Genomic DNA, 25,900 nt, shown 5'->3' on the forward strand with positions numbered 1-25,900 from the left:
GCCAGAGTAGGAATACGTTGTTTCGTCTGCGTGACACCGGTGTGGCCGTCGTGCATCTCGCACTCGGGGGAGAACAAGTGGGCTCCGATCACATGCTCGCGTGAGTGCTGCTCGGGAGGCCGATCGTGGGGGTAGCGTTGTTGTGTAGTGGTATGGCAGAAAGCGAGTCGGTCGATGGCATCCGCTGTGCGCTCAGAAGCCGACCAGCGAGTTGTCGGCAACCTGCCCTTGGAGCTGACGAGTTTCGTCGGTCGTCGGCGTGAGTTGGCCGACGCCAGGAGATTGTTCGAGACGTCCCGTTTGTTGACACTCACCGGGATCGGTGGCGTGGGCAAGACACGGCTCGCGATCCGACTTGCGGGCGCGTTGCAACGGGTGTTTCGAGATGGTGCCTGGTTGGTGGAACTGGGGGAGCAGACAGATTCGGATCTCCTCGAAGATCATGTCGCCGTGACTCTTGGTGTCCGGTCGGTCTCGTCGGCGGACCCGCTGCAGGCATTGATCGACTACTGCGCCGATCGGAGTCTGCTGTTGGTGCTCGACAACTGTGAACATCTGGTCGATGCCGTCGCTGTGTTCGTAGGCGCGATCCTACGGCGATGTGCCGGCGTCAAGATCCTGGCGACGAGCCGCGAATCGCTGGGCCTGGGCGGTGAGGTGACGATGCGCGTTCCCTCACTCACCACACCGCAGCAACAGCCGCCCGAATTCGAGGGAATTGCCCAGTACGAATCGGTGTCGTTGTTCACCGAGCGTGCGGCTTCCGTCGTACCTGGTTTCACCCTCACCGAGGAGAACAAGCGCGCCGTTGCGCATATCTGTCACGACTTGGATGGACTCCCACTTCCGATCGAACTGGCGGCAGCTCGCCTGCGTGGTATGTCTGCTGAGCAGATCATGAACAGGCTCTCGGATCGATACCGACTTCTTACAACGGGTGGACGCGACGTTCCGAGTCGTCAACAGACGCTGCGATTGTCGATCGATTGGAGTTACGACCTCTGCTCGCCAACCGAACAGCAGTTGTGGGGGAGGTTGTCGGTGTTCTCGGGTGGGTTCGACCTCGACGCCGCTGAGGGCGTGTGTGGGCAGGACATGAATTCGACCGAAGTGCTCGATCTCGTCACCGCGTTGGTCGAGAAGTCCATCCTGATTCGTGAGGAAACCGACGGGGATGTTCGGTACCACCTCCTCGACCTACTCCGGGAGTACGGACATGAAAAGTTGGAGTCCGCCGGTGAGTATTCCGCTCTGCGTCGAAGCCATCGTGATTGGTTCGAGGCACTGGTCGTTCATGCGGAAGCCGAGTGGATCAGTGGCCGGCAAGCTGCCTGGATCGCAAGGCTCGGTCGTGAACAGCGCAACGTCAACGATGCGTTGGAGTACTCGATTTCCACTGCCGGAGAGGCGCGATCTGCAACGCGAATGGTCGGTGCGTTGTACAGATTCTGGCTTGCAGGTGGATTACTTGTGCAGGCGCGTTACTGGACGGATCGAGCCTTGAATGCAGAGGATCGAGAGCTGGATCCGTTCCGAGTGGATGTCTTGGCCATCGACGCCGTGAATCACGCGATGCAGGGGGAACTCGAACGGGCAGAAGAGTTGGTCGACGAGAGTTGGCGCCTGGCAAACGACTTGGCGGATGTGCGCTCGCGCGGCTTGGCGACGTGGGGAGACGGATACGTCGATACCTTCAGAGGTAACTTCGATACCGCTACAGCCAAGCTGGAATCCGCGTTGACGCTGTTTCGACTCGACAAGAATCTGCTGCATGTTGTGATCGGCCTGGACACCTTGGGAGTCGCGTACTTCCTGTCCGGCGCTCTTGATCGCTCTGTGGAGTGCAACGAAGAGATTCTCGCGATCACCGTGCCCGCCGACGAGATGATGTTCCAGGCATTTGCGCTGGGAACTCTCGGGCTCGTGAGCTGGCTCCGAGGTGAATTGGAGGCCGCAAGTGACTATTTGACTCGAAGTTTGAGAATTCTCGATGCCCCGATGAACTCGGCGTGGTGTATCGAGCCGTTGGCGTGGATTGCTGCAGCGCAACGTGATTGGAAGCATGCAGCGGTTCTGCTCGGCGCGGCAGCCATGTATTGGCAGAAGGTCGGGGGACGGCTGGCGGGCCTGCCGGGTTTGTCAGCTCATCACGACACTGCTGCAGAGACTGCTCGCAAAGCCATGGGTGACGATGCTTTCGACAAGTCGTTTCGCAGCGGGTTTGCGATGTCCGAGGGTGAAGCTGTCGCATATGCGCTCGACAAGCGCTCCAGTGTCACGACTGCGTCGTCGGCTGAAGGGCCTCACCTCACTCCTCGTGAGCAGCAAGTTGCGGAACTGGTTGCCCAAGGGTTGACCAATCGCGCGATTGCGGAGCACTTGGTAATCTCGCTGCGCACCGCTCAGGGACACGTGGAACACGTACTGACAAAACTGGGATTCAGTTCCAGAGCGCAGATCGCAGCGTGGTACGTCTCGACCGCGCAGGAGCGTGACTCGCGTGAGGTCAATGGCTCAGCAGGCCGGAGTTGACGTCCGATAGCAGTTCACCACGGTCGTCGCCGCACAAGCAGAACACCGGGTAGCGCTTACCTTCTTCACGCCCCTGAAACGACACTCGTAGCGGTCCAGGCGCATCCGCGCGAGGGGATTCGGTGAGGAAAGTGTACAGCCACGGCCCCTCGTCCAATTCCACGATGGCGAGAACGGTCGAGGGGTCGCCGTGAACCGTTCGCCAGGACACGACAGTGCCGTCTCCGCAACACCGCGTCACGTCCAACCGCGCCCCACGACACCTGGCGCAGACCGCGCTCGCGGGTGAGAGGATGACATCACATTCCGCGCAATGGGGGAGTGTCAATCGTTCGGCTCGCGACGAGCGATTCGAATATCGCCGCGATACACGCTGTTTCATCGAGCTTGCGGGATTCATGTCAGTAACGTCGGGCGAGGTAGTACGGCATCGAGTCCACGGGTGCGCGTTCGACCGACTCCCCGGACGTCGGGGCGTGAACGATCTCACCGCCTCCGGCGTAGATCCCCACATGCTCCCCGCCGTAGTACAGGACCACGTCACCCGGCTGTAGATCGTCCCGGGAAACTGGAGTGCCGCCAACCGCCTGGTCGTAGCTGGTTCGCGGAATCGAAACGCCCGCTTGTGCATAGGCCCATTGAACGAGACCGGAGCAGTCGAACGAGTCCGGCCCGGTCGCGCCCCAGACGTACGGAGCGCCGATCTTGGACTCTGCGGCTGCCAATACGCGGCCTGTATCCGAGGAAGCGAAAGCTGACACCTTCGCCGGATTCGTGTCGACGGAAACTGCGGCGATGTTCCAGTCCCGAAGCACGGGGGCCTGAGCGTTCGCGGTGTCGATACTCACGGCAAGGGTTGTCAGGGAAAGAACGCCGACGACAAGCGCCCTTCCGAGTGCATGCTTCTTCGTGCGGGGGTCGGTGAATCGGTGGTGCGACATTTCGCGTGTTGCCTTTGCGTCGATGCGTCCCGAAGCAGGTGTCCAGATGGGTGTGATCGGGCTTCGGCTTGCGACACTCAGCCTGGTTGCGCCTCGACGTGTTCGCACCGGTCAGTTGGACGGGGTGCATACCTGTTTCGAGCGGCATTGTGGGTGCAAGGCCTGTTGATCGATCGCGAGAACTTCGACGGACTTTCGTGATCCGAATCAAGGAGGGCACGGCGGCCGGCGTCCCCCGGCTCCGGTCAGGCGATTCGCAGCGGGAGCGCCGAACGCTCAACAGTGGCACGGTCGGATGGACCACGATCCTGCGCACAAATGGCTGCGCGAACAAGTACGTGAGGCAAGCGTCTGGCTGGATTCGGCAGACGTTCTGTACTCTCGCAGTCATGCAACAGCGGAGCACAGGAACGGTGACACGGTCACTGTTGCTGCTTCTGCTGCCGTTCATCGCTCTTCTCGCAGTGCCTCCGCTTGGTTCCTCGGGTAGCGCCGCGGTGCTGGGAACTGCGATTGCCGTCTTCGTGGTCGCTGCGCTCGCAACTTCCTCGAAGTACGAACTTCTGCAACTGTGCGCGGTTTCGGCCACTGGCCCGTCTGATGACGAACGCTGCCTGCGTGGTGCTTTCCGCAGGCAGAGCAGCCCGGACGCGCCCGGTCGTCCGCAACCTCGAGCTCCGGGAATCGGTCTGTAGATCGGCAGTCGGCGGGTGTGAACTCGTCGTAGGTCGGTCAGACGTCTTGCGTCCACGACCATTCCCGCGCTCTCATCTCTCTGAGCGTGCCTTTCGGTGAGGTTCATTCGTCATGCTCGATTTTGTCTACTACCCCGTGTCCGGAATCCTCTGGTTCTGGCACAAGGTCTTCTCACTGGTCTCCGGATCACCCGACAACGGCGTCGTGTGGGCGTTGTCGGTCGTATTTCTCGTCTTCACGCTCAAAGCCCTGCTGTTCAAACCCTTCGTCAAGCAGGTCCGCACTCAACTGGTGATGCAGAAGCTGCAACCTCAGATCAAGGCGTTGCAGAAGAAGTATTCGGGTGACCGGCAGAAACTCACTGTAGAGATGGCCAAGCTGCAGAAAGAACATAATTACAGTCCGTTGCTCGGCTGTCTGCCGATGCTGGTTCAGGCACCGGTGTTCATTGGTCTCTATCACGTCCTGCGATCGTTCAATCGGACCGGAGCGGCATCGCACGTCCCGTTTCTGAGCCCGACCGAACCGATGTCGGTGGCGGACAACGCGAACACGGCCAACTACTTCTTCAGTGCCTCGGATGTGCAGTCTTTTCTCGACGCCAAACTGTTCGGCGCACCGTTGTCCGCCATGATTTCGAGCCCGGCAGCACAACTGGAAGCATTCGGCGACGTCAGCCGTATCTCCATCATTCTGGTAGCTGTACCGCTGATGATATTTGCCGCCGTCGCTACACATTTCACATCGCGGGCATCCATCGCGCGCCAAGTGGACACCGGAACCGTCAACCCTCAAACAGCGATCATGAACAAGCTCGCATTGTGGGTGTTTCCGGTGGGGGTGATCGCTTTCGGTGCGTTCGCGCCTGTGGCGATCCTGCTGTATTTCGTGAGTAACAACTGCTGGACGCTGGGACAACAGCATTTTGTGTACGGACGCATCGCTGCGGAGCAGAAGGAAGCCGAATCGTCGCCGACTCCCGGAATGACCGCGCCCCCGTCGCCCAGAGTGGCTGCACCGCCGCTGCCGGGCGCCAAGCCCATCCGCGCCAAGCGCAGGCGATGACGGAAAGCGACCCCTCCCTACCAGCGAGTAAGGCACGTACGCTGGAAAGCATGACCAAATGGACCGCAGAAGACGTAGTCGATCAGACCGGCCGCACATTTGTCGTCACGGGGGCGAACAGCGGACTGGGTGAGGTAGTCGCACGAGCGCTGGGCAAAGCCGGGGCCGACGTCGTCCTCGCCTGTCGTGACACCACGAAGGCCGACGCCGTAGCCGCCGAGATCGGGCCCAACGCGGTTGTCCGCAAATTGGACCTCTCGGATCTGTCGTCGGTACGAGCCTTCGCCGACGCAACGGAGAAGGTCGACGTCCTGGTGAACAACGCCGGCGTGATGGCGGTTCCGTTCCGCCGGACGGTCGACGGATTCGAAATGCAGATCGGCACAAACCATCTCGGACACTTCGCATTGACCGGATTGCTGAAGGACAAGCTCACCGATCGTGTCGTGACGATGTCCAGTGCCCTGCATCAGCTCGGAACTGTCGATCTGGACGATCTCAATTTCGAGCGTCGGAAGTACAACCGATGGTTGGCCTACGGGCAGTCCAAGCTTGCCAATCTGTTGTTCACGTACGAACTTCAACGCAGGTTCGCGGCGTCGGGATCTTCGCTCAAAGCGCTCGCTTCGCATCCGGGATACGCGTCGACGAACCTGCAGGGGCACACCGAGTCGATCCAGGACAAGCTGATGGGAATCGGCAATTCGATCTTCGCGCAGTCCGCGGAGATGGGCGCCCTTCCCGAACTGTGGGCGGCAACCGCGCCGGATGCCTTCGGCGGCAGTTACATCGGACCGGACGGTCCGTTCGAGCAGCGAGGGTATCCGAAGGTCGTGGGGTCGAACAAGAAGTCACACGATACGAAGACAGCCTCGGGTTTGTGGACACTGTCGGAGAAGTTGACCGGAGTCTCGTTCGGGATTTGATTCAGATATGAAGGTGGCCGCGAACTTCGAGAAGTTCGCGGCCACTTTCATATCCGTTCGAGCTAGATGTTGTTCGGGTTACAGCGTGACAACCATCTTGCCGGTGTTCGCGCCGCGCATCAGGTCGATGAACGCTTGCGGTGCATTCTCCAGGCCTTCGACGATGGTCTCGTCCCACTGAATCTTGTTGTCGGCGAGCCACCCTGCCATGTGGGTGCGGAATTCGCCACCGAGGTGACGGTAGCCGCCCACGAGGAATCCGCGCAGTGTGAGCTGCTTGCCGATCACCAGTGCCAGGTTGTGGGGAGCGGTGGGCTTCTCGGTGGTGTTGTACTGAGCGATGGCTCCGCACAGGGCAATCCGGCCACCCTGGTTCATGGCATCGATTGCGGCTTCGAGATGCTCGCCACCGACGTTGTCGAAGTACACGTCGATGCCGTCAGGGGCGGCAGCGGCGAGTAGTTCGGTGATCGGGCCGTCGTGGTAGTCGAATGCCGCATCGAATCCGAGTTCGAGAAGTCGGGCAACCTTCGCCGGTGAACCGGCGCTACCGATTACTCGCTTCGCTCCGAGCAACTTGGCGATCTGACCGACGAGCGATCCGACGGCACCTGCTGCGCCGGAGACGAATACGGTATCGCCTTCCTTGAACTCCGCAACCGCGGTGAGGCCGGCATACGCGGTGAGGCCAGTCATGCCGAGGGCACCCAGGTAGGCCGTCGCCGGCGCGATGGACGTGTCGGCCGGAGTCACTGCGGATCCGTCGAGGATGGCGTATTCACGCCATCCGAGGCCGTGGACGACGACGTCGCCCACGGCGCGATCAGCCGACTTGGATTCGACGACCTCGCCGACGGCACCACCGTCGAGCGGCGCACCGACCTGGAACGGCGGAAGGTAGGACTTCACGTCGTTCATTCGGCCGCGCATGTACGGGTCGACGGAGATGGCGATGTTGCGGACCAGGATCTGGCCGTCTTCGAGTTCGGGGAGTTCTACTTCGGCGGTGGCGAAGTTCTCCGACGTGGGCCAACCGTTCGGGCGTGAAGCGAGACGGATTTCCCGGCTGACAGTGGTAGTGCTCATTCGTCGTCCTTACTTACTTCGAGGGTGACCTCGATGTTGCCGCGAGTTGCATTGGAGTACGGGCACACCTGGTGTGCCTTCTCCGTCAGCTCGACGGCCTGATCATGGGGTAGATGGGGGAGTGAAACCTCCAGCGTCACAGCGAGTCCGAAGCCTCCTGCACCGTTGGGGCCGATGCCGACCCGCGCGCCGACTGCGGAATCAGCCACGTTGGCCTTCTCGGCACGGGCGACCATCTGCAGAGCGGAGTGGAAGCATGCTGCGTATCCGGCGGCAAAGAGCTGCTCGGGGTTGGTGCCTTCGCCGCTGCCACCCATTTCCTTGGGAATGGCGAGGCCGAGATCGAGGCGTCCGTCCGAGGTGCGAGCGTGACCGTTGCGGCCTTCGCCGGTGGCAAGTGCTTCTGCGGTGTAGACGATGTTCATGACTTCTTCTTTCCGTCGGAGTGGGCGTTGGATGCTTGAAGTGACTCACCGAGACGAGTGAGAACGTCTCGGAGTTCGGTGAGTTCGTCGTTACTCAGACCAGTGGCGCCTGCGAGCTTGGCCGGGATGTCCTCGGCCTTGCTACGCAAGGTGGAACCCGCCTCGGTCAGGTGAATCTCGACGCGACGCTCGTCGGTGGTGAGGCGTCGGCGCTCGATGAATCCCAGACCCTCGAGCCTCTTGAGCAGCGGCGACAGAGTTCCGGTATCGAGATCGAGTGCCTCACAGATCTCACGCACCCCGCGGCCGTCTCGTTCCCAGAGTGTCAACAGGACGAGGTACTGGGGATACGTGATTCCCAGGTCGTCGAGCATCGCCCGGTACGCGGCCGTCGTGGCCCGCGACGCCGAATAGAGGGCGAAGCAGACCTGGCGTTCGAGGGCGAGTGGGTTGGTCACGAGAACAACTGTAGCGCACAGTTAAGTTGTGCACAACAAAGAAGTGTCAAATAGATCTACGGATAGGCGGCCGTTCGTCTACGGCGTCGACAGGATCTCGGAGACATGCGAGAGGAAGGTGTGCACTGTCCGGGTAGCGGGCGCAGGAAACCTGGTCCGCACTGCCAATCCGTCGTGAGTTCGTGAGAACCAGAACTGAACGTCGTCGGCGTTCGAGACGCGACTGAGTTGCTGCGGATTGATCGGCGCAGGCTGTGATTCGCTGGACTTTGATTTACGGGGGCGAGATCCACCGGGCATGGTTCGGTAGTCGGCGTAGGACACCGAGAAGATGTCTCTGCGAGTGGGCGAAACCTCGGGCCCCAAGCTCCGCAAAACCTGCCTCGACGACACGGACGACAGTGAAAGTGACTCGTGGAAAGCGAGATTGACTGCCCGGGCAGTGCTGTGAAGATTGTCCATGCTCGTCACGGTGACGGGCGCATTGGCTACCAGCCATCCGAAGGTGTGGTTGTGTCGCGGTTCCCGACGCGTGTGAACAGGGAACAGTAGGTGCGTGTCCCTCTTGCCGGTCAATTGTGTTGTGGCCAAACCGATCGACGCAAGAATTGCACCGAACGAGGAGTGTCGATGATCGGCGCAGTTCTGGTCGAACAGCTCTGCTTCGTCGGCGTCGAGGAGCATTCGGGTGTCTGTGCCCTGGGGCGACATCGCCCCGGCGGGCAGTCCCAGATCTACGGGAAAATGGGGAGTGTCACCCCCGCATGCTCGGAGGAAGGACCGCCAACCCGCAATCCGGTGGTCGCCGGGCTCTGGATCCGCGGTTGCCGATTCCCGGAAGCAGTAGTTGAGGAAACTCCCGGGCTCCGGAAGGAGATCAGACGCGATCGGATCACGGTCCGCCCGCGTGTATTCGCGATACAGAGTGCTGATCTCGGTAATTGCGATGCTCATGGACCAGCCGTCGCAGATGGCATGGTCGAACCCGCAGACCACTGTCGACTGGTCCTCGCGGGTGATGGCACCGAGAAAGTACGCGGGAAACGCGAAAGGATTGCACCATCGATCCAAGCGCTCGCCCAAGAGTTCTCGCACCTGCTCCGGTGTTCTCGCGTCAGCCACTGTTTCCTCACGCAGGCGCAGATCGCCGACGTCGGCGACGTCGACGAACAGTGCCGAGGATTCACCCGATTCTTCGGCCTGGGAGAACGAGCACGACAGGGCGTCGTGACGGGACGTCCATTCCTCGAAGCTGGCCTTGAGTGCGTCCGTGTCGATGGGGCCGGGAACGTCGAAAGTAGCAGCGAGCCAAGTCGTATCGCCGCGGCTGCCGGCAAGATGCAGCTGCTGATTGGAGGTCGGGGGAACCGGATACGTCGTTCCGGTGGAGATTTCACTCGGCGTCCACTGCAGAATGCGGCCCGGCCGTGCCTCGAACCTGTCGAGAAACGTGATGTGCATCAGGCGGTCTCCACTTCCTGACGTGCATCCGCCTGACGCACGACACGGTAGTCGCCGGTATCAGCGACCGTTCTCAGGACGTTGCGAAGGTGTCGTAGGTACCGATTCACCGATGTGTGCGCCTGCTCGGTGTCCGGAAAACTGACCATCACGTACGTACGGTCTTCCTTCCGGTTGATCCACATCGACAGATCACCCGTCGTTCCTGGCCCACCCAGTGCCCGCGCTTCGAGTTCGTCATGGTGCTCGGCACCTGGAATCAGGCGCATGTCGATGTACGACACCATCGGCGGGACCGAGGTTCCACCGATGTCGGATCCGGTCAACTTCGACACCTGGGCGATCACCGAGTGAATGGACACGTCCGCGAGTCCCTTCACCGCAGCGCGAGCAGCGTGGGCAAGGGGGAGTGCATCGGTAAAGTTCGTGACACCGCTCAGCGTGAACGAGACCGGGACGAGATTGATGAACCAGCCTTGGGAATAGAGGTATCTCGGATCGGAGCGAGTGCCGACTGCGTTGAGCGCGAAGTAGTTCGCTCGATCCGCAACTTCGATCTCGGTGAGGGCGAGGGCTGCGAAGATCCCCGTGGAGAAGCCGACGCCATTGGACTTGCACAGCGCTGCGAACGCGGCTGACTCGTCGCTGTCGAGAACGTCGATATGTGTGCGGGTCGACCGGGTCTGTTCGCCCCGCGCGACACCGAGGTCGAGGGGGAACGTCGGGAGTTGGCCGGCGTTGGCGGCGAGAATCGAAATCCACTGCTGCACAGGCGCTGCGGCCAGGTCGAGGTTCCCCGCGGATGTCCGTTCCTCGCCGCTGTACTCGACGTAGCTGCCGGGAGAGGGAAGTTGAGCGTCGATGCCGGCGCTTTCGGCGATGTACAGCGCACGAAGTTCTTCGACGCCCAGCATCAACGACAGGCCGTCGGTGTGCGAGTGATCGACGCCGTAGTAGACGGTGAAGCCGGCGCCGTGCTCGACGACGCCACTGATGAACGAGGGCCATTGCAATGGGCTGGTATCGCCGGCGAAACTTCGGCTCACATGCTCGCGAACCGCATCTGTCGTGTTCAGAGAACCGATGCTGTGCGGCGTGAGTTCGATCGTCGACGCATCCACCACGTGACGGTCGATGACCCCGCTACCGTCGGGATCTTCGGATGATCTCACCTCGAACCAACTGTGCAGTGTGTTGTGCCGCAGGACAAACGCCTGGACCGCCCGACGCAGTGCCTCCCGATCGAGATCACCGGGCAGAGTGAACGTGAATCCGATCCACGGTGACCAGTCGACGCCTTGTGCGCGCTTGTGATCGGCGGTACGAATGTGTCCTTCCTGTAGGAACGAGAGCGGTTGGTCGCTCCGCGGTGCCCCGGATGCCGCCGCCAGGGATTGTTCAGTAGGCCTGAACTCGGTGAGCGTCCCGGCTTTCGGTGCCCAGAGATCGATGGGTGTCATTTCCATGAGAGTTCTCCTCGATCGGTGCAGCGGTTTTGGTCGGAGGTGCGAAAGTGTCGGTCGAGAAGGCAAAGTCCTCCATTTCGCGGCGTAGGAGTCCCGCGAACTGATGGATGTGGCGGCTCGTGCGCGCGTTGCCCGGGTGGCGTATGGCCAGATTGAGCCCTTCGGGAGTCCGCGTGAGCCAGATGTAGACGTCGGTTCCCGAATGATCTCGACTACGAAGGCCCCTGGTCTGCCAGCTCGTCCATTGCTCGGCACCAGGAACGTGACGAACGTCCATGTACGAGAGCACGAACGGCAGGTGCTGCGGGGAGTCGATCAGCTCGCACACTTTCGAATACGGCAGTGCCGCGGCGGGGCGGACGCGCCGTATCTCCGTGCCGGCAACCTTGGCCAGATCGCTCAGGGTTGCGGCGGGGGCAATCGGAATCCTCACCGGCACAACACCGATGAACCATCCCAGCGACGCGGCCCATCGAAGCTCCGAACGGGTGTGTTGCGGCACGACGACGCGGAATTCGTCTGCACCGGTGAGATCGCCGGTCACCTTGGCCGCGCACGCGAGTATCGCGGCCAGGAATCCTTGGTTGCTGCGCTTGCTCGCTTCTGCCAGGCGTTCGGCTCCCCGGGCGCTCAGAAGCCAGGCGGACAGGCTCTGCTGAGGGACTCGGCGTCCGGTGACCGGTTCGGGTAGCGCTGGAAAGTACGGAGCCTCGCCCTGCGCGTAGAACTCGCGCCACGTCTGCACTGCCGGGTGAGAGCGGTCCGCGTGTCCCACGAGATCTCGTTCCTTGGTGCCGAAGTCGATGTAGCTTCCGGTCTCCGGCGGCGAGGGAGGGCTTCCCTCGCTCAACGATCGGTAGATCGTCTGCAGTTCGTGCGCGGTCAACGCCACCGAATATCCGTCCAGCAGAGCATGATCAGCGGCAAAAACCACGGTGAAGTGGTTGGGGCCTTCGATCGTCGCGAACTGATACGCAGGCCAGACAAGTGGATCGGTCGATCGGTCGAGCAGTTGCTGCAGATGCGTGAAGACAGACATCGAGGACGCAAGGTGTCCGACCTCGGTGCCCAGAATCCGGACGTCTCCAGACGCCGCGGTGCGTCGGACTATCGTTTCGCCCTCCACGGCGACGTGTGTTCGGAGCACTTCGTGGCGATCGATCCAGTGATCGAGAGCGGCCGCCCAGATCCTTCGGTCGAGTCGGTCGTGGATGCGAAACGAGGTACCCAGCCACGACGGAGTGCACACGTCGGTCTGATGGTGCACCTGCCGTTTCGCCTGCTGGGCATGTTTCAAGTGTGCCTCGTGTATGTAGCTGGCGGGACGCTGGTCGACAGGCCACAGTTCGGGCGGATTCACCGCGGCGGGAGTCCACTCGGTGACGGTCCCTGGAGGTAGGGGATAGTCGGCAAGTTCCGTGAATTCCATTGGGAAACCTGATCTCTCGAGATGGCGAAAGGTGGGGATCGTGAACGGGGCGGATGTTTGTAACCGAGAGTGACAGATGATTAGTCAAGGCAAGTAGAACGCGGCCCGAGGCTCCGCGCAACTGCTTCGGTGCGGGATGTGACGAGGAACATTCCGCTCGTTATTTCGGACAATTCGAATACTGGACATCCGGTTTACGGCTCTGGTCACCTGTCAGTTGATCGATCAATCACTCTGTGGTGAAACAAATTTCAACAGACCGTTGTGAATTCCGTCGGCGACGAAGCATGTGCGCATGCGAACGTCGGAATATGTTTATGTGTAGCAAGTTTCGTATGGATTCGGCTGTATCTCTTTTAATTGCAACAGGGTTCGTGTACTGCCGTCGTGTCGTTTCGGCGCGCGGATTGTTCACCGAGTATTGACATGCTCGGCATCTGCCGGTCGTATGCAGACGGTATTTCTAAGCGATGACTGATCCGATGGAATACGACCTGGTTGTGATCGGCTCCGGCCCGGGTGGGCAGAAGGCTGCCATCGCGGCGGCCAAGCTGGGTAAACGGGTAGCGATGGTCGAGAAAGGCAACATGCTCGGGGGAGTGTGCGTCAACACCGGCACCATTCCGTCGAAGACGTTGCGTGAGGCGGTTCTCTACCTCACCGGGATGAACCAACGCGAACTGTACGGCGCGAGTTACCGCGTCAAGGAGAACATCACTCCGGCCGACCTGCTGGCGCGAACCCAGCATGTCATCACCAAAGAAATCGAAGTCGTTCGATCTCAGCTCCTGCGCAACCGCGTCGAATTGTTGATAGGGGTCGGCTCGTTCGTCGACGAGCACACCATCCTCGTCGAGGACGCCTCGCGCGGAGACAAGATGACGATCACGGCGAAGTTCGTCGTGATCGCGACCGGAACGTTGCCTGCTCGCCCGGCGGGGGTGTCCTTCGACAGTCACCGGGTGCTCGACTCCGACGGGATCCTCGATCTGACCTCCATCCCGACCACCATGGTCGTCGTGGGCGCGGGAGTGATCGGTATCGAGTACGCATCGATGTTCGCGGCACTCGGCACCAAGGTCACCGTCGTCGAGAAGAGGACGTCGATGCTGGACTTCTGCGACCCCGAGGTCATCGAATCGCTTCGATTCCATCTACGCGATCTGGCGGTCACTTTCCGATTCGGTGAAGAAGTGACGGCCGTCGACGTCGGAGCGAACGGAACGCTTACGACGCTGCGAAGCGGCAAGCAGATTCCCGCCGAGACCGTGATGTACTCGGCTGGACGGCAAGGCCTCACGGCGCCACTCGCGCTGGAGAACGCCGGGCTCGAAGCCGACGAACGTGGCCGTATCTACGTCGACGACAATTTCCGCACCAAGGTCGAACACATCTACGCCGTCGGTGACGTCATCGGATTCCCGGCGTTGGCGGCGACGTCGATGGATCAAGGTCGACTCGCGGCCTATCATGCCTTCGACGAACCAGGCGCGAAGCTGATGGATCTGCAGCCGATCGGCATCTACTCGATTCCCGAGGTGTCGTACGTGGGCGCCACCGAGGTCGATTTGACCAAGGAATCGGTGCCGTACGAGGTTGGCGTTTCCCGATACCGCGAACTCGCGCGCGGGCAGATCGCAGGCGACACCTACGGGATGCTCAAGATCTTGGTGTCGACGGATGACCTGAAACTGCTCGGTGTTCATATCTTCGGCTCGGGTGCAACGGATCTCGTGCATATCGGCCAAGCGGTGATGGGGTGCGGCGGGACCGTCGAATACCTTGTCGACGCCGTCTTCAACTATCCGACACTGTCCGAGGCGTACAAGGTGGCGGCGCTCGACGTCATGAACAAGATCAGGGCTCTCAAGCAATTCCACTAGGGGTCGGGGTGTCCCCAGGTACCGGTCAGGGGCGGTCGGTGTACTTCTCGGGTAGCACTTGTTCGAATACCTGAGGGTGATGTCAGGCCTGGGGAAATAGGGCAGGGTCTATCTCCATGACCATTGCCCGGGAACTTCGTGTGGAATTTCGATGCTGATCGGACTGATTGCCGCGATCGTGGCATGCGTCGGGTACGGCGTTGCATCCGTGCTGCAAGCCTACGGCGCGCGCAAGTCGGCAGCTGCCGCCGAGCAGCGTGGCGAGGCCGGACACGTGACGGCGTCGGGTGGCCCGACCTTGCGTTCGACGTTCGCGGCCGCGCTGACGGCGTCGTTCATCCTGGGCACCGTGCTCGATGCGGTCGGATTCGCCGGTAGTGCCATCTCCGCGCGGCTCATTCCACTGTTCTTGTCGCAGACAGTGGTCAGTGCCAATCTCGTCATCACGGCAGTGCTGGGGACCGTGGTCCTCGGCATCCAGTTGCATCGTCGCGACTGGTTCGCGATCGCTGCGGTGATCGGATCGCTCCTGCTGCTCGGATTGTCGTCAGGTCACGCGGGCGGGGGGAGTTCCAACGACGTCGTCCACTGGGGTGTCCTCGTGGGCTCGGCGTTGATCTTGCTGATCGGCATCGGTTTGATCCGATGGTTGGGCTCACGCGCAGCAGTTGTCGCCGGGTTGATCTCGGGTGTGCTGTTCGGCTGTCTGGCCATTGCCGTACGCGTGGTCTACGGAATCGATCCGTTCGAAATCGGTACGATGCTCCGCGATCCGGCCGGCTGGGCGATCCTCGTTTCGGGCCTGGGCGGTTTCTATCTGCACACGGTGGCGCTGCAACTGGGATCCGTCAACGGAGCGACAGCGGCTCTGGTTGTCGGCGAGACGGTGGTTCCGGGAATCGTTGGCGTCGTGGTGCTCGGCGACGCGTCGAGACCGGGCCTGGAATGGCTTGCCGTCGTCGGCTTCGTCGGGGCAATCGCGGGTGCCGTCGCCGTGGCCGTCTTCGGCGCGGCGAGCCACGAGGAGAAACCGGTCGAAGAAGTGACCGTCTGATCCGGTAGACGAAAGTGTCCTCGAAGACACGACGGCGAACACGACTACAGACGTGTTAGAAAGGCAGTTCAGGCCGATCTCGGAGGGGTAGTCATGCAAGGGGCAGCAGCGAAGCACGAGGCCGAAGCCATCGCCGGAAACAAGGCAAATTGGGACGATCGCGCCGATGTGCATGTGCGCTCCGAAATGTATGACGTCGGCGGGTTTCTCGCCAACAGAGCGACCATTTCCACAGTTGTGCAGAACGACTTGTCGATTCTGGCCCCGCATCTGCCACAGTCAGGAGTGCAAGGTCACTCGCTCCTGCATTTGCAGTGCCACATCGGGATCGACACGATCTCCTGGGCGCGTCTTGGTGCGATCGACGTGCACGGGCTTGATCTGTCACCCAACTCTCTGCACCACGCTGCTCGTATCGCAAAGGCAGACAACCGCGAGATCACCTGGGTGGAAGGTGATGCGCGATTCGCCTCGACGCTGATCGACCGACGTTTCGACGCGATCGTCACCAGTGCCGGAACAATCGTCTGGTTGCCGGAACTCACCGCTTGGGCTCAGTCGATCCACGACCTCCTCGAGCCTGGTGGGGTGTTTCAGATCCGGGACGATCATCCGATCCTCGGCGCAATGGCGTTCGAGCCGTGGATGATCACCGACGACTACCTCTCCGGAGGCGGCATGCGATCGTACGAAGACTCGGCGACTTACACCGGGACCTCCGATGGGCAGATAGCGCACACTGCCAACCACGAATGGCGCCACGACCTAGGCGAGGTCATTGGTTCATTGCTGGATGCGGGTCTTCATATCGAATCAGTTTCGGAACTTCCCTATATGGACTGGCCGGCCTTTCCCGAACTCGTTCCATGCGCCAACGGATGGACTCTGCCGAGCCACTCTCCGCGGATACCGTTGAACTTCGCCATCGTCGCCAGGCGAAATCAGCGAAGTGAGTGAGCAGAGCCGATCCCTTGGAAGACTTCGAATTATTCCTCGAGCGGCGTGGCCGTATTTCGTGCATGATCGTCGGATGGCTTTGTCCCGGTTGTTGCCTGTCAGCTCGCCCTTATCGCAAGTCGGCGCGTCTGGTGTGGTGCGTCCAGGAATCGAGTTAATCGTAGTTCTTTCGAGCTAATACTTCTGGTGGATAGTGCTTTTCGCTCGAACTCTGCTCGGCGTTGTTGCAACCGTTCGGCGAAGTTGCAGTATCAGGTTCGAATGAACCTGCGTCGCTGTTCGATCGGTCAATTGGTAACGGAAACCGCGTTCTCGCAGATAGTTCCAGTGCGCCCCAATGTCCCGCTTACGTTGTGCGTCACGGGCAGCGGGACGAAGAACGGAGGAAAGTGATGAGCAGCTTGGATATTCAACGCTGGTCGAACGACTTCACCGCGCTGACCAAGGTCATATCGGAAGGCATCGAGCAGTTTGTTCTCCGGTTCATTTCCAGCTGAAGTGATCTGAGCTCGTTGCCGGGTGCGGATAGTTCAGTCGTCGCTTCCGCGGTTCGAGTGATGAATTGCGATGAAATAGAGGTTCTTACGGCGTTCGGGAGGCCTGGGCGGGGGCGAGCAGGTAGGAGAACACGTACGTAACTGCGGCGATGACCGCCAGTACGATCAAGGACATCGGGAACCCTGCGGCATCTCGCACCGGGTCACCAGTAGCGACGACAGCCGACATGAACACTCCGATTACCAGCAATGTCACCGCCAAGGCAGAGCACGCAGCGAACCGATGCTTCCAGCAGCAGACTGTGCGCGCCGGCCATGTGTGGCTTGTTCTCAGGGCGCAGCGCCCACCTGCAACAGCGCTCGAGCCGACAATCAGCCCTGCCAGCGCTCCGATGAAGGCGGGTATGAACAGTCCTACCCAGGACCAGGCTCCATCGCCGACTATCGGGATCGTCACGGCGACACCTGTGACCGCACCTGTGAGCGCAGCCAGACTCAGTTCCTTGTCGACCCAGCTCATGGATCAACTAGAACACAGGCACGCTCCCGAGGCTGTGGAGTATCTCGGATTCAGGGGCTGAAGAATTCGAGTCGGCGGTGTAGGCGTGCGATCGACGGGTCCCCGATCGTGCGTCTGCCGTCGGTTCGGGCTTGGCTCGGGGTCATCCCGTAGAAGTCCTTGAACGCTCGCGCCAACTGGGATTTCGAGGTGAAGCCGCATCGCAGGGCCAACGCTTCGATCGTTTCGTTCGGCATCTCGGTTCTGGTCAATTCGCGGTAGACGAGTTCGAGACGCTTCCGCCGAATGACAAGAGCTATTCCGCCGTCGGATGCGAATGCGCGATAGAGCTGTGCCCGGGAGACGGACAATGCTGCGCACATGCTCGTCGGGCCGAGCCAGGTCTCCGAGAGATGCTCGGCGATGTAGGCGTACGCACGATCGCGGAGAGAGTGATCGGGCCGCGGCGACAGATCAGGTTCGGCGATACCCAAACTGACACGAAGGAGGGAAGCGACGACGTCCTCGTAGCCGGCCGCAGCATCGGGATCGAGATGCGGTAGCGCGAGTACGACCGATTGCATGCACTGAGCGAGCACGACGGCAGGAACTCCGCGCAGTACCGTCCCGTGTAGAGAACGACCCTTCGACTCGGCCTCGACGAGGGAACGCGGTGCGAGGAGCGTGATGGTGCGCCCTGTCGATTCCGCCTCCGCGTCGGCGGTCCAGGTACGCCCGAGGTCGAAGAATGTGACATCGCCTGGACGTGCGACGAAATCGACTCCGTCGGCGTTGCCGCTCAACTGCCCGTCGAGGACGACCTGGACCATGTATTCATCGTCGAGTCCGCTCTCGGCGATCAGCCGATTGTTTCGGGTGTACTTCTGTGCATTGAAGGTAGTTTGACCGATCAACGAGGTTCCGATGGAAAGCGCTGTGATCGAGCCTTCGAGAGATGTGTCAGGGTCAATTCGGTCGGTGACGAAGAACGGACGTGTGGCACTGCGCCAGAAGTCGTCGGCGTCCGCAGGATCGACCGATCGGGTCGACACGCGGATGCGGGCGGAATTCATCGACACGCGGGCATGATATGTCAGATCCCGCAGGTCGCAGTCACTCTCCCGCAAATAGACGTCAATAGTGACCGAGCCCACATAATGAGACAAATCGGGCGTATTTGTGAGACGGCCAGTGCTCGCGTGTCGCGGCGAAGCTGTCTATGTTGTTCGTTATGGGTGGACAGGTTGGGAGTTCGATGCTCGAACGAAATCTCGAGTTCGGCGGGGATCGACTGCTCGTTTGTCGGCCATCATGACGTCCACTTCGAATCGATCGCAGCTATCTCGAGCAAAGCGAAATCCTCGAGGAAGGGGCACGCTGCAAAGGCGGCTTGCCGGGCGTGGAGCCACGGCGATTCGTCCCCGCCTCCTCGGATTGATGGAACGCTCGGCGGGATTGACTGTCATCGATTCGCCGCTTGGGTTCGGCAAGACGGAACTCGCCGCGTTGTGGCTCACGACTCTCGGGCAGGTGCCGAGCAGACCGGTAGTCTGGGTGCCGGCGCCATCGCATCGGATGACCCCCCTCGAGTACTGGAACACCGCGCTCGCAGTAATTCAGGATTCCCTGGAATCACTCGAGGCCCCGCCACGAATGCGCGAGGATCCAGTGGGCGCGATCGAATCACTCCTCGACTCGTCGCCCGCACCATTCGTGTTGGTGTTCAACCGCATCGACCTGGTTGAGGGTGACGAGGTGGGACGCCGAATCGTGGATCTGATCGTGCGGCTTCCCGGATTGAAAGTAATCGTCACGCTGCAGGATCGGTCTGCGACGGACTTGCTCGAAGACGTCCGCGTGGACGAGTACCTGTGCGCGAACGACCTCAGATACACGCTCGACGAGTCCACCGTTCTGTTCGCGGAGGCAGGGATTCACCTTCCCTCGGGCATCGTCCATTCGATCTGTGAACGCGTCGCCGGCGTTCCCGTGCTGATGAAGGTTGCTCTGAGTGCGGTTGCGGGGCTGAGTGAACCGAGCCGTGGACGCGAACGCGTTCAGCAGCGAGTGGACCAGGCGATCCACGCGTACGTCAGTCGGACCGCTCCTCGGTCGGGCAAGTCGCTCGAGTTGTTCGACTTCGCGACTACGATCGCCGCTGCCCGCACGGTGACACCAGAGATCGCTCGTGTCTTGTCCGACGATCTTGACGTGGAGGGCAAACTGGACTTGCTCGAGTCTTTCGGTCTGATCTTCCGGAATGGTTTCGAGGGAGAACCGTCCTGGTACTTCGCGCCGTCAGTTCGACTGGCATTCATACAGATACGGGCCGAACAAGGGGATGGATTCGAAGATCCCTTCCAGGTACTCGTCGATCACGCTCTCGGGACTTCGGATATAGCCGGTGCCGTTCACTACGCCTTGGACGGACGCAAGTGGACCAGGGTGCTCGACATACTCGAGCGCCACTGGGCTGATCTTCTGGTCGATCACACCGGATTGGTCCGGACTGCGTTGCAATCCATACCCGGTGACGTACTCAGTTCGAACCCTTCGATTCTGGTGGGTCGTGACCTGCTCGAATCACGTCTGCGGCCGCAGTTGATCAACGGCGATTCATTACCGACGGAACCGGCGGAATTGCGTGCGATAGGTGGTAGTCCGCATGCGCACAGCTTGTTGAACGTCGGAACTGTCCAATCGGTGGTGCTGAGAACATCCGGTAAGTACCAACGCTCTACCGAGATCACGCGCAAATTGGCGCACGTCGTGTACGGACTCGGCGACGAGTCGTTGGGCGCGTTGGGGTCTCAACTGCCCGCCCTGCGGCTGATCTGGGGGGTCTCGCATCAATTGACCGGTGACCTCGGTGATGCCGCGGTGGAATTGCGACTCGCCTATCAAGGTGCGGTGCAACATGGTCCGGAGTTCGTCCTGCGTCACGCCGCAGGCAATGCCGCGCTCAACTCCGCGCTGATCGGGGACGTCGCGCACGCGACGGACTGGCTGCACTTGGAAAGCACACACCCGGACGTTTCGGGATGGTTGGGACCGCCCTCGCACATGGGGGGAGCGATCGCGCGGGCACTGGTGGCGTGCGACAGCGTGGACCTGCACGCCGGAGCTGCCGCGATGGACGCACTCGCCGAGGTCACACCGCCGGGCGACCTGTGGGCGTTCGCGGCCTACACTTACACCAGATTTTCACTGCTGCAATCGGATCCGTTCTCGGGGCTGATTTCCCTCCAGCGCGCAGTGGCAACGCACGGCCACGTGAATCCGTGTGAACGATCGCTCGGTGACGCGCTTCTCACCGCGGCACGTATCGATCTTCTGTTGGCGTCCGGGGAGGGTACCAAGGCGCTGGAAGAATCAGTCGCTGCGCCACATACGTTTGCAGTTGTCACGGTCTCCGTGGCGCGGACGCATCTCCTGACCGGGTCGCCGTCCCAGGCATTGGAATTGTGCCGCGAAATCGATTGGAGCGGGCAGTATCTCACGAGGTTTCGGCTCGAATCCCTGCTGATCGAATGCGCTGCTCTGTGTGAACTGGGCAGGATCCCCGCTGCCGCGAGTACATGGGAGGAAGCTCGCGGACTGCTCGAAACCTCCGGTGTCCTGTCGGCCCTGGCGACGATACCGCGTGATCTGATCAGGCAACTCGAAGATCGGGCCGAGGGCTCGAGCAGTGCCGTCGCGACCTTTCTCGAATCCGAAGCGGCGCAGATATATCCGGCGGCCATCGTTCGGGTCCAATTGACGAAACGGGAGATGGACGTTCTCGTGGAACTGGGTCTCGGCATTCCGATCGGTGAGATCGCGCGGCGGTTGTTCGTATCCAACAACACGCTGAAGAGTCACCTCCGAGCCTTGTATCGCAAACTCGGTGCGCATTCCCGGGAAGAGGCTGTCGCGGCAGCGCACCGACACAACCTCCTCGGCAGTGGGCAGGACTGATCGGCGTCAGTGCAGATTGCGCTCGGCGTAGACCTTCATCGCGTCACGGACCAGCGAAGCGGTGCCTTCTCCGTACTTGTCGTAGTTTGCAGTGAAGCGGGGATCGTCGACGTACATCTGGCCGAGTCCGGTGAAGGCGTCGGCGCTGGGAGTCCTTCCCTGCCAACCGATCTTTATCCACTCGAACTGTCTTCGGGTAATCGTCTGGACGTCGTCGCTTTCCGCGGACAGCCCCGCTGTCAGTGCTTTTCCGAATGCCGCTGCGATGTCGGCTTGAGATTGCAGATGAGCTTTACGGTCCTGCTCCGACATCGACCGCCACCAGTTGTCGCCGCTGGTGTAGGCGTCCTTGCCCCAACGCTCGATGACCTCGTCCTTGTATCGGGTGTGGTCGAACCCGTCGAAAACATCTTCCGGCATGAGTGATTCACCATTCTTCGTCTTGTTCAAGGTCCTGTTGACCGATTCGATCTGTCTCGAGATCCGCGTGCGCTCTTGCTCGAGGAGTTCGAGGTGCGTACGCAGTGCGGCGGCCGTATCGCGTTCGCCGGTGAGGACTTCGGCGATGGCCGGCAATCCGAGTCCGAGTTCCCGAAGTAGAAGGATGCGTTGCAGTCGCACCAGGGCGTCTTCGTCGTAGAAGCGGTAGCCGTTGGCGCCGATGCGACTCGGTTCCAGGAGTCCCAAATCGCCGTAGTGACGCAGCGTTCTGCTGGTGGTACCTGCGGATTTGGCGAGTTCTTGGATGGACCATTCGCTCACGTGGAGTTCCTACTCTCGGATCGGTTGTGCTCATTCAGCATGCAAGTTGACGTTGCGTCAATGTCAAGAAAGTTCTCGGTGTGCATTGTCGGGAACGTTTTATGTCCGTTTCGCCGTATCGCCACGAACGGGTCTCCAACTGATTGATTCGATGACCTAGGTCACGTGATTTGGCTCACAAATTGTCAATTTGAATAGTTGAACAAGCCTCTGTTGACGCTTTCACATACCTCGACCACGATCATCTGAACAGATCGAGTTACGCGGTTGTTGAAAATGCACGGTAGTTGAAATGCACTGCAGACGGAACGGTGGTCCACGATGACTGAACTGGTGTCGGGCGTAGCCCAGGCCAAGCCCTATGACCTCGATGATCGGTACCGGTCGGGATCGGGACCGGTGTTGCTGACCGGTGTTCAGGCAATTGCACGCGGCTTCGTCGAGCAGCACGTTCGCGACATTCGGGCAGGTAAGCGTATTGCCACCTTCGTCTCCGGTTACCAGGGCAGCCCCCTCGGCGGCGTCGACAAGATGCTTCACGGCATGCCCAAGGTTCTCGCCGAGCACGACATCACCTTCATCCCTGGCTTCAACGAGGAGCTCGCCGCCACGGCGGTATGGGGAAGCCAGACGGATCTCCCCGCCGGAACCGCGACCCACGACGGCGTGACCGGCGTCTGGTACGGCAAGGGCCCCGGCGTCGACCGCGCTACCGACACCATTCGCCACGCCAACATGTACGGCGTGAACCCCAAGGGCGGCGTCGTCCTCCTGGTGGGCGACGACCCCGCGTCGAAGTCCTCCACGGTTCCGGCCGTCAGCGAGCGCTCGCTTGCCGCGATGGGCGTGCCGGTTCTCTTCCCACGCAATGCCGAAGAGATCATCACGATGGGTATGCACGCCGTTGCACTCTCGCGTGTCTCCGGTTGCGTCGTAGCGCTGAAGATCGTCGCCGACGTCGCAGACGGTGCCTGGACGATCGACGGCAGCATCGCGGACTTCGACATCGTGGTTCCGGAAGTGCAGTTCGAGGGCAAGCCCTTCGTCTACAAGCAGCGTCAGATGGCCGCGCCACCGGACAGTGTCATCGCCGAGGCCGATCTGTACGGCCCGCGATGGGATCTTGTGCACGCGTACGGAACTGCCAACAACCTCGATGTGATCGAGGTCAACCCCTCCGGTGCGAAGATCGGTATCGCCGCCACCGGTACAACTTTCGACTCCGTCCGACAAGCTCTGGCAGACCTCGGCGTCGATGATGCCGCGCTGCACCGCGCCGGGATCCGTCTCCTTCGCATCGGAATGTGCTACCCCGTCGTGGGCGAGAAGATCAAGGAGTTCGCCGAAGGTCTCGAGCAGATCGTCGTGGTCGAGGACAAGACCGCGTTCATCGAAGCTCAGATCCGGGAAGTCCTGTACGGCACCGACGATGCCCCTCGCATCATCGGCAAGCGTGACGGCCAGGGCCGTCTGCTCATGCCTGCCAGTGGTGAACTGACCGCAGGCCGGCTGCTCGCCCCGTTGCGCCGCGTACTGAAGCCGCACGTCGAACTCAAGCGCACCCTCCCGGCCCCGCTGTCGCTGAACGTGCTCTCCGCCAAGCGAACCGCGTACTTCTGCAGCGGGTGCCCCCACAACCGTTCCACCGCTATCCCCGAGGGTTCCATCGGCGGCGGCGGAATCGGTTGCCACACACTCGTCACCATGTCCGGCCGTGAGGACAGCGCTGTCACCGGCCTGACGCAGATGGGCGGCGAGGGCAGCCAGTGGATCGGGCAGGCACCGTTCACCGACGTGCCTCACCTGTTCCAGAACATCGGCGACGGCACCTTCTTCCACTCCGGTCAGTTGGCTGTCCAGGCATGCATCGCCGCAGGCGTGAACATCACCTACAAGTTGCTCTACAACGAAGTAGTAGCGATGACCGGTGCACAGGACGCGGAAGGTGCCCTCTCCGTTGCTCAGCTCAGCCACAAGCTGACCACCGAGGGCGTCAAGCAGATCATCATCTGCGCCGACGAGCCTTCGCGTCACAACAAGCGCGCTCTGGCCAAGGGCACCAAGCTCTGGCACCGCGATCGCCTCGACGAGGCCCAGAAGGAGCTTCGCGAGATCAAGGGCGTCACAGTGTTGATCTACGACCAGCACTGTGCGGCCGACGCTCGTCGCCAGCGCAAGCGTGGCACGCTGCCCACTCGCAACACTCGCGTCGTCATCAACGAGGCAGTGTGCGAAGGCTGCGGTGACTGCGGTGTGAAGTCGAACTGCCTCTCGGTCCAGCCCGTGGACACCGAGTACGGCCGCAAGACGAAGATCGACCAGACGTCCTGCAACACCGATTACACCTGCATGGACGGCGATTGCCCGTCGTTCGTGACCGTCGAACTGGTACCGGGCAAGAAGGCTCCCAAGGCCGCACGTCCCGTCCCGCCCGTCGTCGCAGACCCCGATTTCGGACCGCTCACCAGCACGCAGAACGTTTTCCTCGCGGGCATCGGCGGCACCGGCATCGTGACCGTCAACCAGGTGCTCGCAACGGCTGCACTGCGCGCCGGCCTCGAGGTGGAGAGCCTTGACCAGATCGGACTGAGCCAGAAGGCCGGACCGGTTGTCTCGCACCTGCGTTTCAGCTCCAGCGCGCTCGAGCCGTCCAACCGCCTCACTCCGGGCAGCGCGGATTGCATCGTCGCCTTCGACCTGCTGACCGCGACGGACAACAAGAACCTCGACTACGGCAACGCCGAGAAGACGGTCTCCATCGCCTCGACGTCTCAGACGCCGACCGGAGACATGGTCTACGACAAGGCTGTTCGCTACCCCGAGGAGACGTCACTCCTCGCCCGTCTCGACAAGGTGTCGCGCACCCTGCGTTCGTTCGACGCACTCGCCGCGGCGCAGGAGTTGTTCGGTAACACCGCAGCGGCCAACTTCCTGCTGATCGGTGCTGCCTACCAGAGCGGTGGACTTCGTCTGCCGGCCGAGGCCATCGAAGAAGCGATCGGCATCAACGGCGTTGCCGTGGACGCGAACATCGCGGCATTCCGTTGGGGTCGTGCAGCAATTGCCGACACCGCAGCGTTCTCGGCCGTCACCACGCCGGCCAAGTCCGTCCGCGAACCCGTTGTCGCACCGGCTCACATGTTCGCCGGAACCACCTTCACCGGTGAAACCCTGCGACTGGTGGAACTGCGTGCGGCGCAGCTCATCGAGTTCCAGTCCGTCAAGATCGCCCAGCGTTACATCGATCAGGTTCAGGCAGTCTGGACCGCCGAACGTGCCGCAACCGAGCGGACCGATTTCAGCGAGGCTGTTGCCCGCGGCCTGTTCAAGTTCACCGCGTACAAGGACGAGTACGAAGTTGCTCGTATGCTGGTCGACCCCGCATTCATCGAGGACGTCAAGTCTCAGGTGCCGGCCGGGGAGAACCTGACCTACAAGCTCCACCCGCCGATCCTTCGAGTGATGGGCCGCAAGAAGAAGATCGGTCTCGGACCCAAGTCGCATGTTGCACTGAAGGTTCTGGCCAAGGGTAAGAAGCTTCGCGGTACCAAGCTCGACCCCTTCGGCTACATGCACGTCCGCAAGGTCGAGCGTGAACTGCTCGCCGAGTACGAGGCCATGATCGCTGACCTCTCTCGTACGCTCGCAACCGACGGATACGATCGCGCCGTCGAGATCGCGGCACTGCCGGACGTGGTTCGCGGTTACGAAGACATCAAGCTCGGCAACATCGAGCTGTACAAGACTCGCCTGCGCGAACTCGGTGTCGGTGAGTAGGAGCGCCGGCGAGTAGATCGAACAAGACT

The 25,900-nt window shown here is 61.3% G+C and carries 20 protein-coding genes; 9 read left to right on the plus strand and 11 right to left on the minus strand.

Going from position 1 to position 25,900, the window contains the following annotated elements; genetic code table 11:
- Positions 1 to 174: 174 nt before the first annotated feature.
- Positions 175 to 2,532 (plus strand): ATP-binding protein, encoded by a 2,358-nt coding sequence (locus QM609_RS15330; RefSeq protein ID WP_007733939.1) that lies wholly within the window; start codon positions 175 to 177, stop codon positions 2,530 to 2,532.
- Here the strand turns inward: QM609_RS15330 and QM609_RS15335 are convergent.
- Together QM609_RS15335 and QM609_RS15340 are read right to left on the minus strand one after the other, a co-directional pair.
- Positions 2,507 to 2,743, minus strand: coding sequence for a PhlB family protein (locus tag QM609_RS15335; RefSeq protein WP_007733940.1), 237 nt, complete (start codon positions 2,741 to 2,743; stop codon positions 2,507 to 2,509). The two genes, QM609_RS15330 and QM609_RS15335, sit on opposite strands and share 26 nt — an antisense overlap.
- Before the next feature lie 190 nt (positions 2,744 to 2,933).
- Positions 2,934 to 3,581: a C40 family peptidase gene (locus tag QM609_RS15340; protein WP_007733941.1), complete on the minus strand. Its 648-nt coding sequence runs from the start codon at positions 3,579 to 3,581 to the stop codon at positions 2,934 to 2,936.
- A gap of 281 nt (positions 3,582 to 3,862) precedes the next feature.
- On the opposite strand from QM609_RS15340, the gene QM609_RS15345 reads away from it, so the two are divergent.
- The 3 genes from QM609_RS15345 (at position 3,863) to QM609_RS15355 (ending at position 6,160) form a co-directional block, all read left to right on the plus strand.
- Positions 3,863 to 4,168, plus strand: coding sequence for a DUF6412 domain-containing protein (locus tag QM609_RS15345; RefSeq protein WP_029256089.1), 306 nt, complete (start codon positions 3,863 to 3,865; stop codon positions 4,166 to 4,168).
- Between the two features lie 112 nt (positions 4,169 to 4,280).
- Positions 4,281 to 5,234: a membrane protein insertase YidC gene (yidC, locus tag QM609_RS15350; protein WP_003939695.1), complete on the plus strand. Its 954-nt coding sequence runs from the start codon at positions 4,281 to 4,283 to the stop codon at positions 5,232 to 5,234.
- 50 nt (positions 5,235 to 5,284) lie between these two features.
- Positions 5,285 to 6,160, plus strand: coding sequence for an oxidoreductase (locus QM609_RS15355; protein ID WP_030535283.1), 876 nt, complete (start codon positions 5,285 to 5,287; stop codon positions 6,158 to 6,160).
- Between the two features lie 78 nt (positions 6,161 to 6,238).
- Here QM609_RS15355 and QM609_RS15360 read toward each other — a convergent pair whose 3' ends face one another.
- From QM609_RS15360 to QM609_RS15385, 6 genes are all read right to left on the minus strand, one after another.
- Complete coding sequence (locus QM609_RS15360; protein ID WP_019745038.1) at positions 6,239 to 7,246, minus strand: NADP-dependent oxidoreductase; 1,008 nt, start codon at positions 7,244 to 7,246, stop codon at positions 6,239 to 6,241.
- On the minus strand, positions 7,243 to 7,671 hold the full coding sequence (locus QM609_RS15365; RefSeq protein WP_003939720.1) for an organic hydroperoxide resistance protein: 429 nt from the start codon (positions 7,669 to 7,671) through the stop codon (positions 7,243 to 7,245). Before QM609_RS15365 ends, QM609_RS15360 begins: the two co-directional genes overlap by 4 nt.
- A complete protein-coding gene (locus tag QM609_RS15370) occupies positions 7,668 to 8,129 on the minus strand; it encodes a MarR family winged helix-turn-helix transcriptional regulator (RefSeq protein ID WP_003940568.1) in 462 nt (153 codons plus the stop codon). The genes QM609_RS15365 and QM609_RS15370 overlap by 4 nt, the downstream gene beginning before the upstream one ends.
- Before the next feature lie 78 nt (positions 8,130 to 8,207).
- Positions 8,208 to 9,590, minus strand: coding sequence for a condensation domain-containing protein (locus tag QM609_RS15375; RefSeq protein ID WP_283337303.1), 1,383 nt, complete (start codon positions 9,588 to 9,590; stop codon positions 8,208 to 8,210).
- Positions 9,590 to 11,056 carry a condensation domain-containing protein gene (locus QM609_RS15380; RefSeq protein WP_050654764.1) on the minus strand — a complete coding sequence of 489 codons (1,467 nt, stop codon included), beginning with the start codon at positions 11,054 to 11,056 and terminating at the stop codon, positions 9,590 to 9,592. Before QM609_RS15380 ends, QM609_RS15375 begins: the two co-directional genes overlap by 1 nt.
- A complete protein-coding gene (locus QM609_RS15385) occupies positions 10,989 to 12,485 on the minus strand; it encodes a condensation domain-containing protein (protein WP_050654763.1) in 1,497 nt (498 codons plus the stop codon). Before QM609_RS15385 ends, QM609_RS15380 begins: the two co-directional genes overlap by 68 nt.
- A 470-nt stretch (positions 12,486 to 12,955) precedes the next feature.
- Between QM609_RS15385 and sthA the strand changes: the two genes are divergently transcribed.
- From sthA to QM609_RS15400, 3 genes are all read left to right on the plus strand, one after another.
- Positions 12,956 to 14,368, plus strand: coding sequence for a Si-specific NAD(P)(+) transhydrogenase (gene sthA, locus QM609_RS15390; protein ID WP_050654762.1), 1,413 nt, complete (start codon positions 12,956 to 12,958; stop codon positions 14,366 to 14,368).
- A 151-nt stretch (positions 14,369 to 14,519) separates the two neighbouring features.
- Complete coding sequence (locus QM609_RS15395; protein WP_003940348.1) at positions 14,520 to 15,422, plus strand: hypothetical protein; 903 nt, start codon at positions 14,520 to 14,522, stop codon at positions 15,420 to 15,422.
- A gap of 93 nt (positions 15,423 to 15,515) precedes the next feature.
- Positions 15,516 to 16,379, plus strand: coding sequence for a class I SAM-dependent methyltransferase (locus QM609_RS15400; protein WP_007733954.1), 864 nt, complete (start codon positions 15,516 to 15,518; stop codon positions 16,377 to 16,379).
- Positions 16,380 to 16,961: 582 nt separating this feature from the next.
- Here QM609_RS15400 and QM609_RS15405 read toward each other — a convergent pair.
- Positions 16,962 to 17,396 carry a hypothetical protein gene (locus tag QM609_RS15405; protein ID WP_050654761.1) on the minus strand — a complete coding sequence of 145 codons (435 nt, stop codon included), beginning with the start codon at positions 17,394 to 17,396 and terminating at the stop codon, positions 16,962 to 16,964.
- A gap of 50 nt (positions 17,397 to 17,446) precedes the next feature.
- A complete protein-coding gene (locus QM609_RS15410; RefSeq protein ID WP_223304431.1) occupies positions 17,447 to 18,448 on the minus strand; it encodes a helix-turn-helix domain-containing protein in 1,002 nt (333 codons plus the stop codon).
- 364 nt (positions 18,449 to 18,812) lie between these two features.
- Between QM609_RS15410 and QM609_RS15415 the strand changes: the two genes are divergently transcribed.
- On the plus strand, positions 18,813 to 21,332 hold the full coding sequence (locus tag QM609_RS15415) for a helix-turn-helix transcriptional regulator (protein ID WP_050654759.1): 2,520 nt from the start codon (positions 18,813 to 18,815) through the stop codon (positions 21,330 to 21,332).
- Positions 21,333 to 21,338: 6 nt separating this feature from the next.
- Here the strand turns inward: QM609_RS15415 and QM609_RS15420 are convergent, their stop codons facing one another.
- Positions 21,339 to 22,094: a MerR family transcriptional regulator gene (locus tag QM609_RS15420; RefSeq protein ID WP_003940632.1), complete on the minus strand. Its 756-nt coding sequence runs from the start codon at positions 22,092 to 22,094 to the stop codon at positions 21,339 to 21,341.
- 321 nt (positions 22,095 to 22,415) lie between these two features.
- Between QM609_RS15420 and QM609_RS15425 the strand changes: the two genes are divergently transcribed.
- The gene (locus QM609_RS15425) at positions 22,416 to 25,871 is read left to right on the plus strand and encodes an indolepyruvate ferredoxin oxidoreductase family protein (protein WP_042921773.1); all 3,456 of its coding nucleotides are present in this window, start codon (positions 22,416 to 22,418) and stop codon (positions 25,869 to 25,871) included.
- The last annotated feature ends 29 nt before the right edge of the window (positions 25,872 to 25,900 follow it).

Source organism: Rhodococcus sp. IEGM 1302 (assembly GCF_030056935.1).
GTDB lineage: Bacteria > Actinomycetota > Actinomycetes > Mycobacteriales > Mycobacteriaceae > Rhodococcus_F > Rhodococcus_F qingshengii.

Bases quoted from the DNA above. Each gene is read 5' to 3' on its own strand.
- QM609_RS15425 (WP_042921773.1), top strand. From the start codon at position 22,416: ATGACTGAACTGGTGTCGGGCGTAGCCCAGGCCAAGCCCTATGACCTC.
- sthA (WP_050654762.1), top strand. From the start codon at position 12,956: ATGACTGATCCGATGGAATACGACCTGGTTGTGATCGGCTCCGGCCCG.
- QM609_RS15400 (WP_007733954.1), top strand. From the start codon at position 15,516: ATGCAAGGGGCAGCAGCGAAGCACGAGGCCGAAGCCATCGCCGGAAAC.
- QM609_RS15330 (WP_007733939.1), top strand. From the start codon at position 175: ATGGCATCCGCTGTGCGCTCAGAAGCCGACCAGCGAGTTGTCGGCAAC.
- QM609_RS15345 (WP_029256089.1), top strand. From the start codon at position 3,863: ATGCAACAGCGGAGCACAGGAACGGTGACACGGTCACTGTTGCTGCTT.
- yidC (WP_003939695.1), top strand. From the start codon at position 4,281: ATGCTCGATTTTGTCTACTACCCCGTGTCCGGAATCCTCTGGTTCTGG.
- QM609_RS15395 (WP_003940348.1), top strand. From the start codon at position 14,520: ATGCTGATCGGACTGATTGCCGCGATCGTGGCATGCGTCGGGTACGGC.
- QM609_RS15380 (WP_050654764.1), bottom strand. From the start codon at position 11,056: ATGGAAATGACACCCATCGATCTCTGGGCACCGAAAGCCGGGACGCTC.
- QM609_RS15375 (WP_283337303.1), bottom strand. From the start codon at position 9,590: ATGCACATCACGTTTCTCGACAGGTTCGAGGCACGGCCGGGCCGCATT.
- QM609_RS15385 (WP_050654763.1), bottom strand. From the start codon at position 12,485: ATGGAATTCACGGAACTTGCCGACTATCCCCTACCTCCAGGGACCGTC.
- QM609_RS15360 (WP_019745038.1), bottom strand. From the start codon at position 7,246: ATGAGCACTACCACTGTCAGCCGGGAAATCCGTCTCGCTTCACGCCCG.
- QM609_RS15355 (WP_030535283.1), top strand. From the start codon at position 5,285: ATGACCAAATGGACCGCAGAAGACGTAGTCGATCAGACCGGCCGCACA.
- QM609_RS15410 (WP_223304431.1), bottom strand. From the start codon at position 18,448: ATGAATTCCGCCCGCATCCGCGTGTCGACCCGATCGGTCGATCCTGCG.
- QM609_RS15415 (WP_050654759.1), top strand. From the start codon at position 18,813: ATGGAACGCTCGGCGGGATTGACTGTCATCGATTCGCCGCTTGGGTTC.
- QM609_RS15365 (WP_003939720.1), bottom strand. From the start codon at position 7,671: ATGAACATCGTCTACACCGCAGAAGCACTTGCCACCGGCGAAGGCCGC.
- QM609_RS15405 (WP_050654761.1), bottom strand. From the start codon at position 17,396: ATGAGCTGGGTCGACAAGGAACTGAGTCTGGCTGCGCTCACAGGTGCG.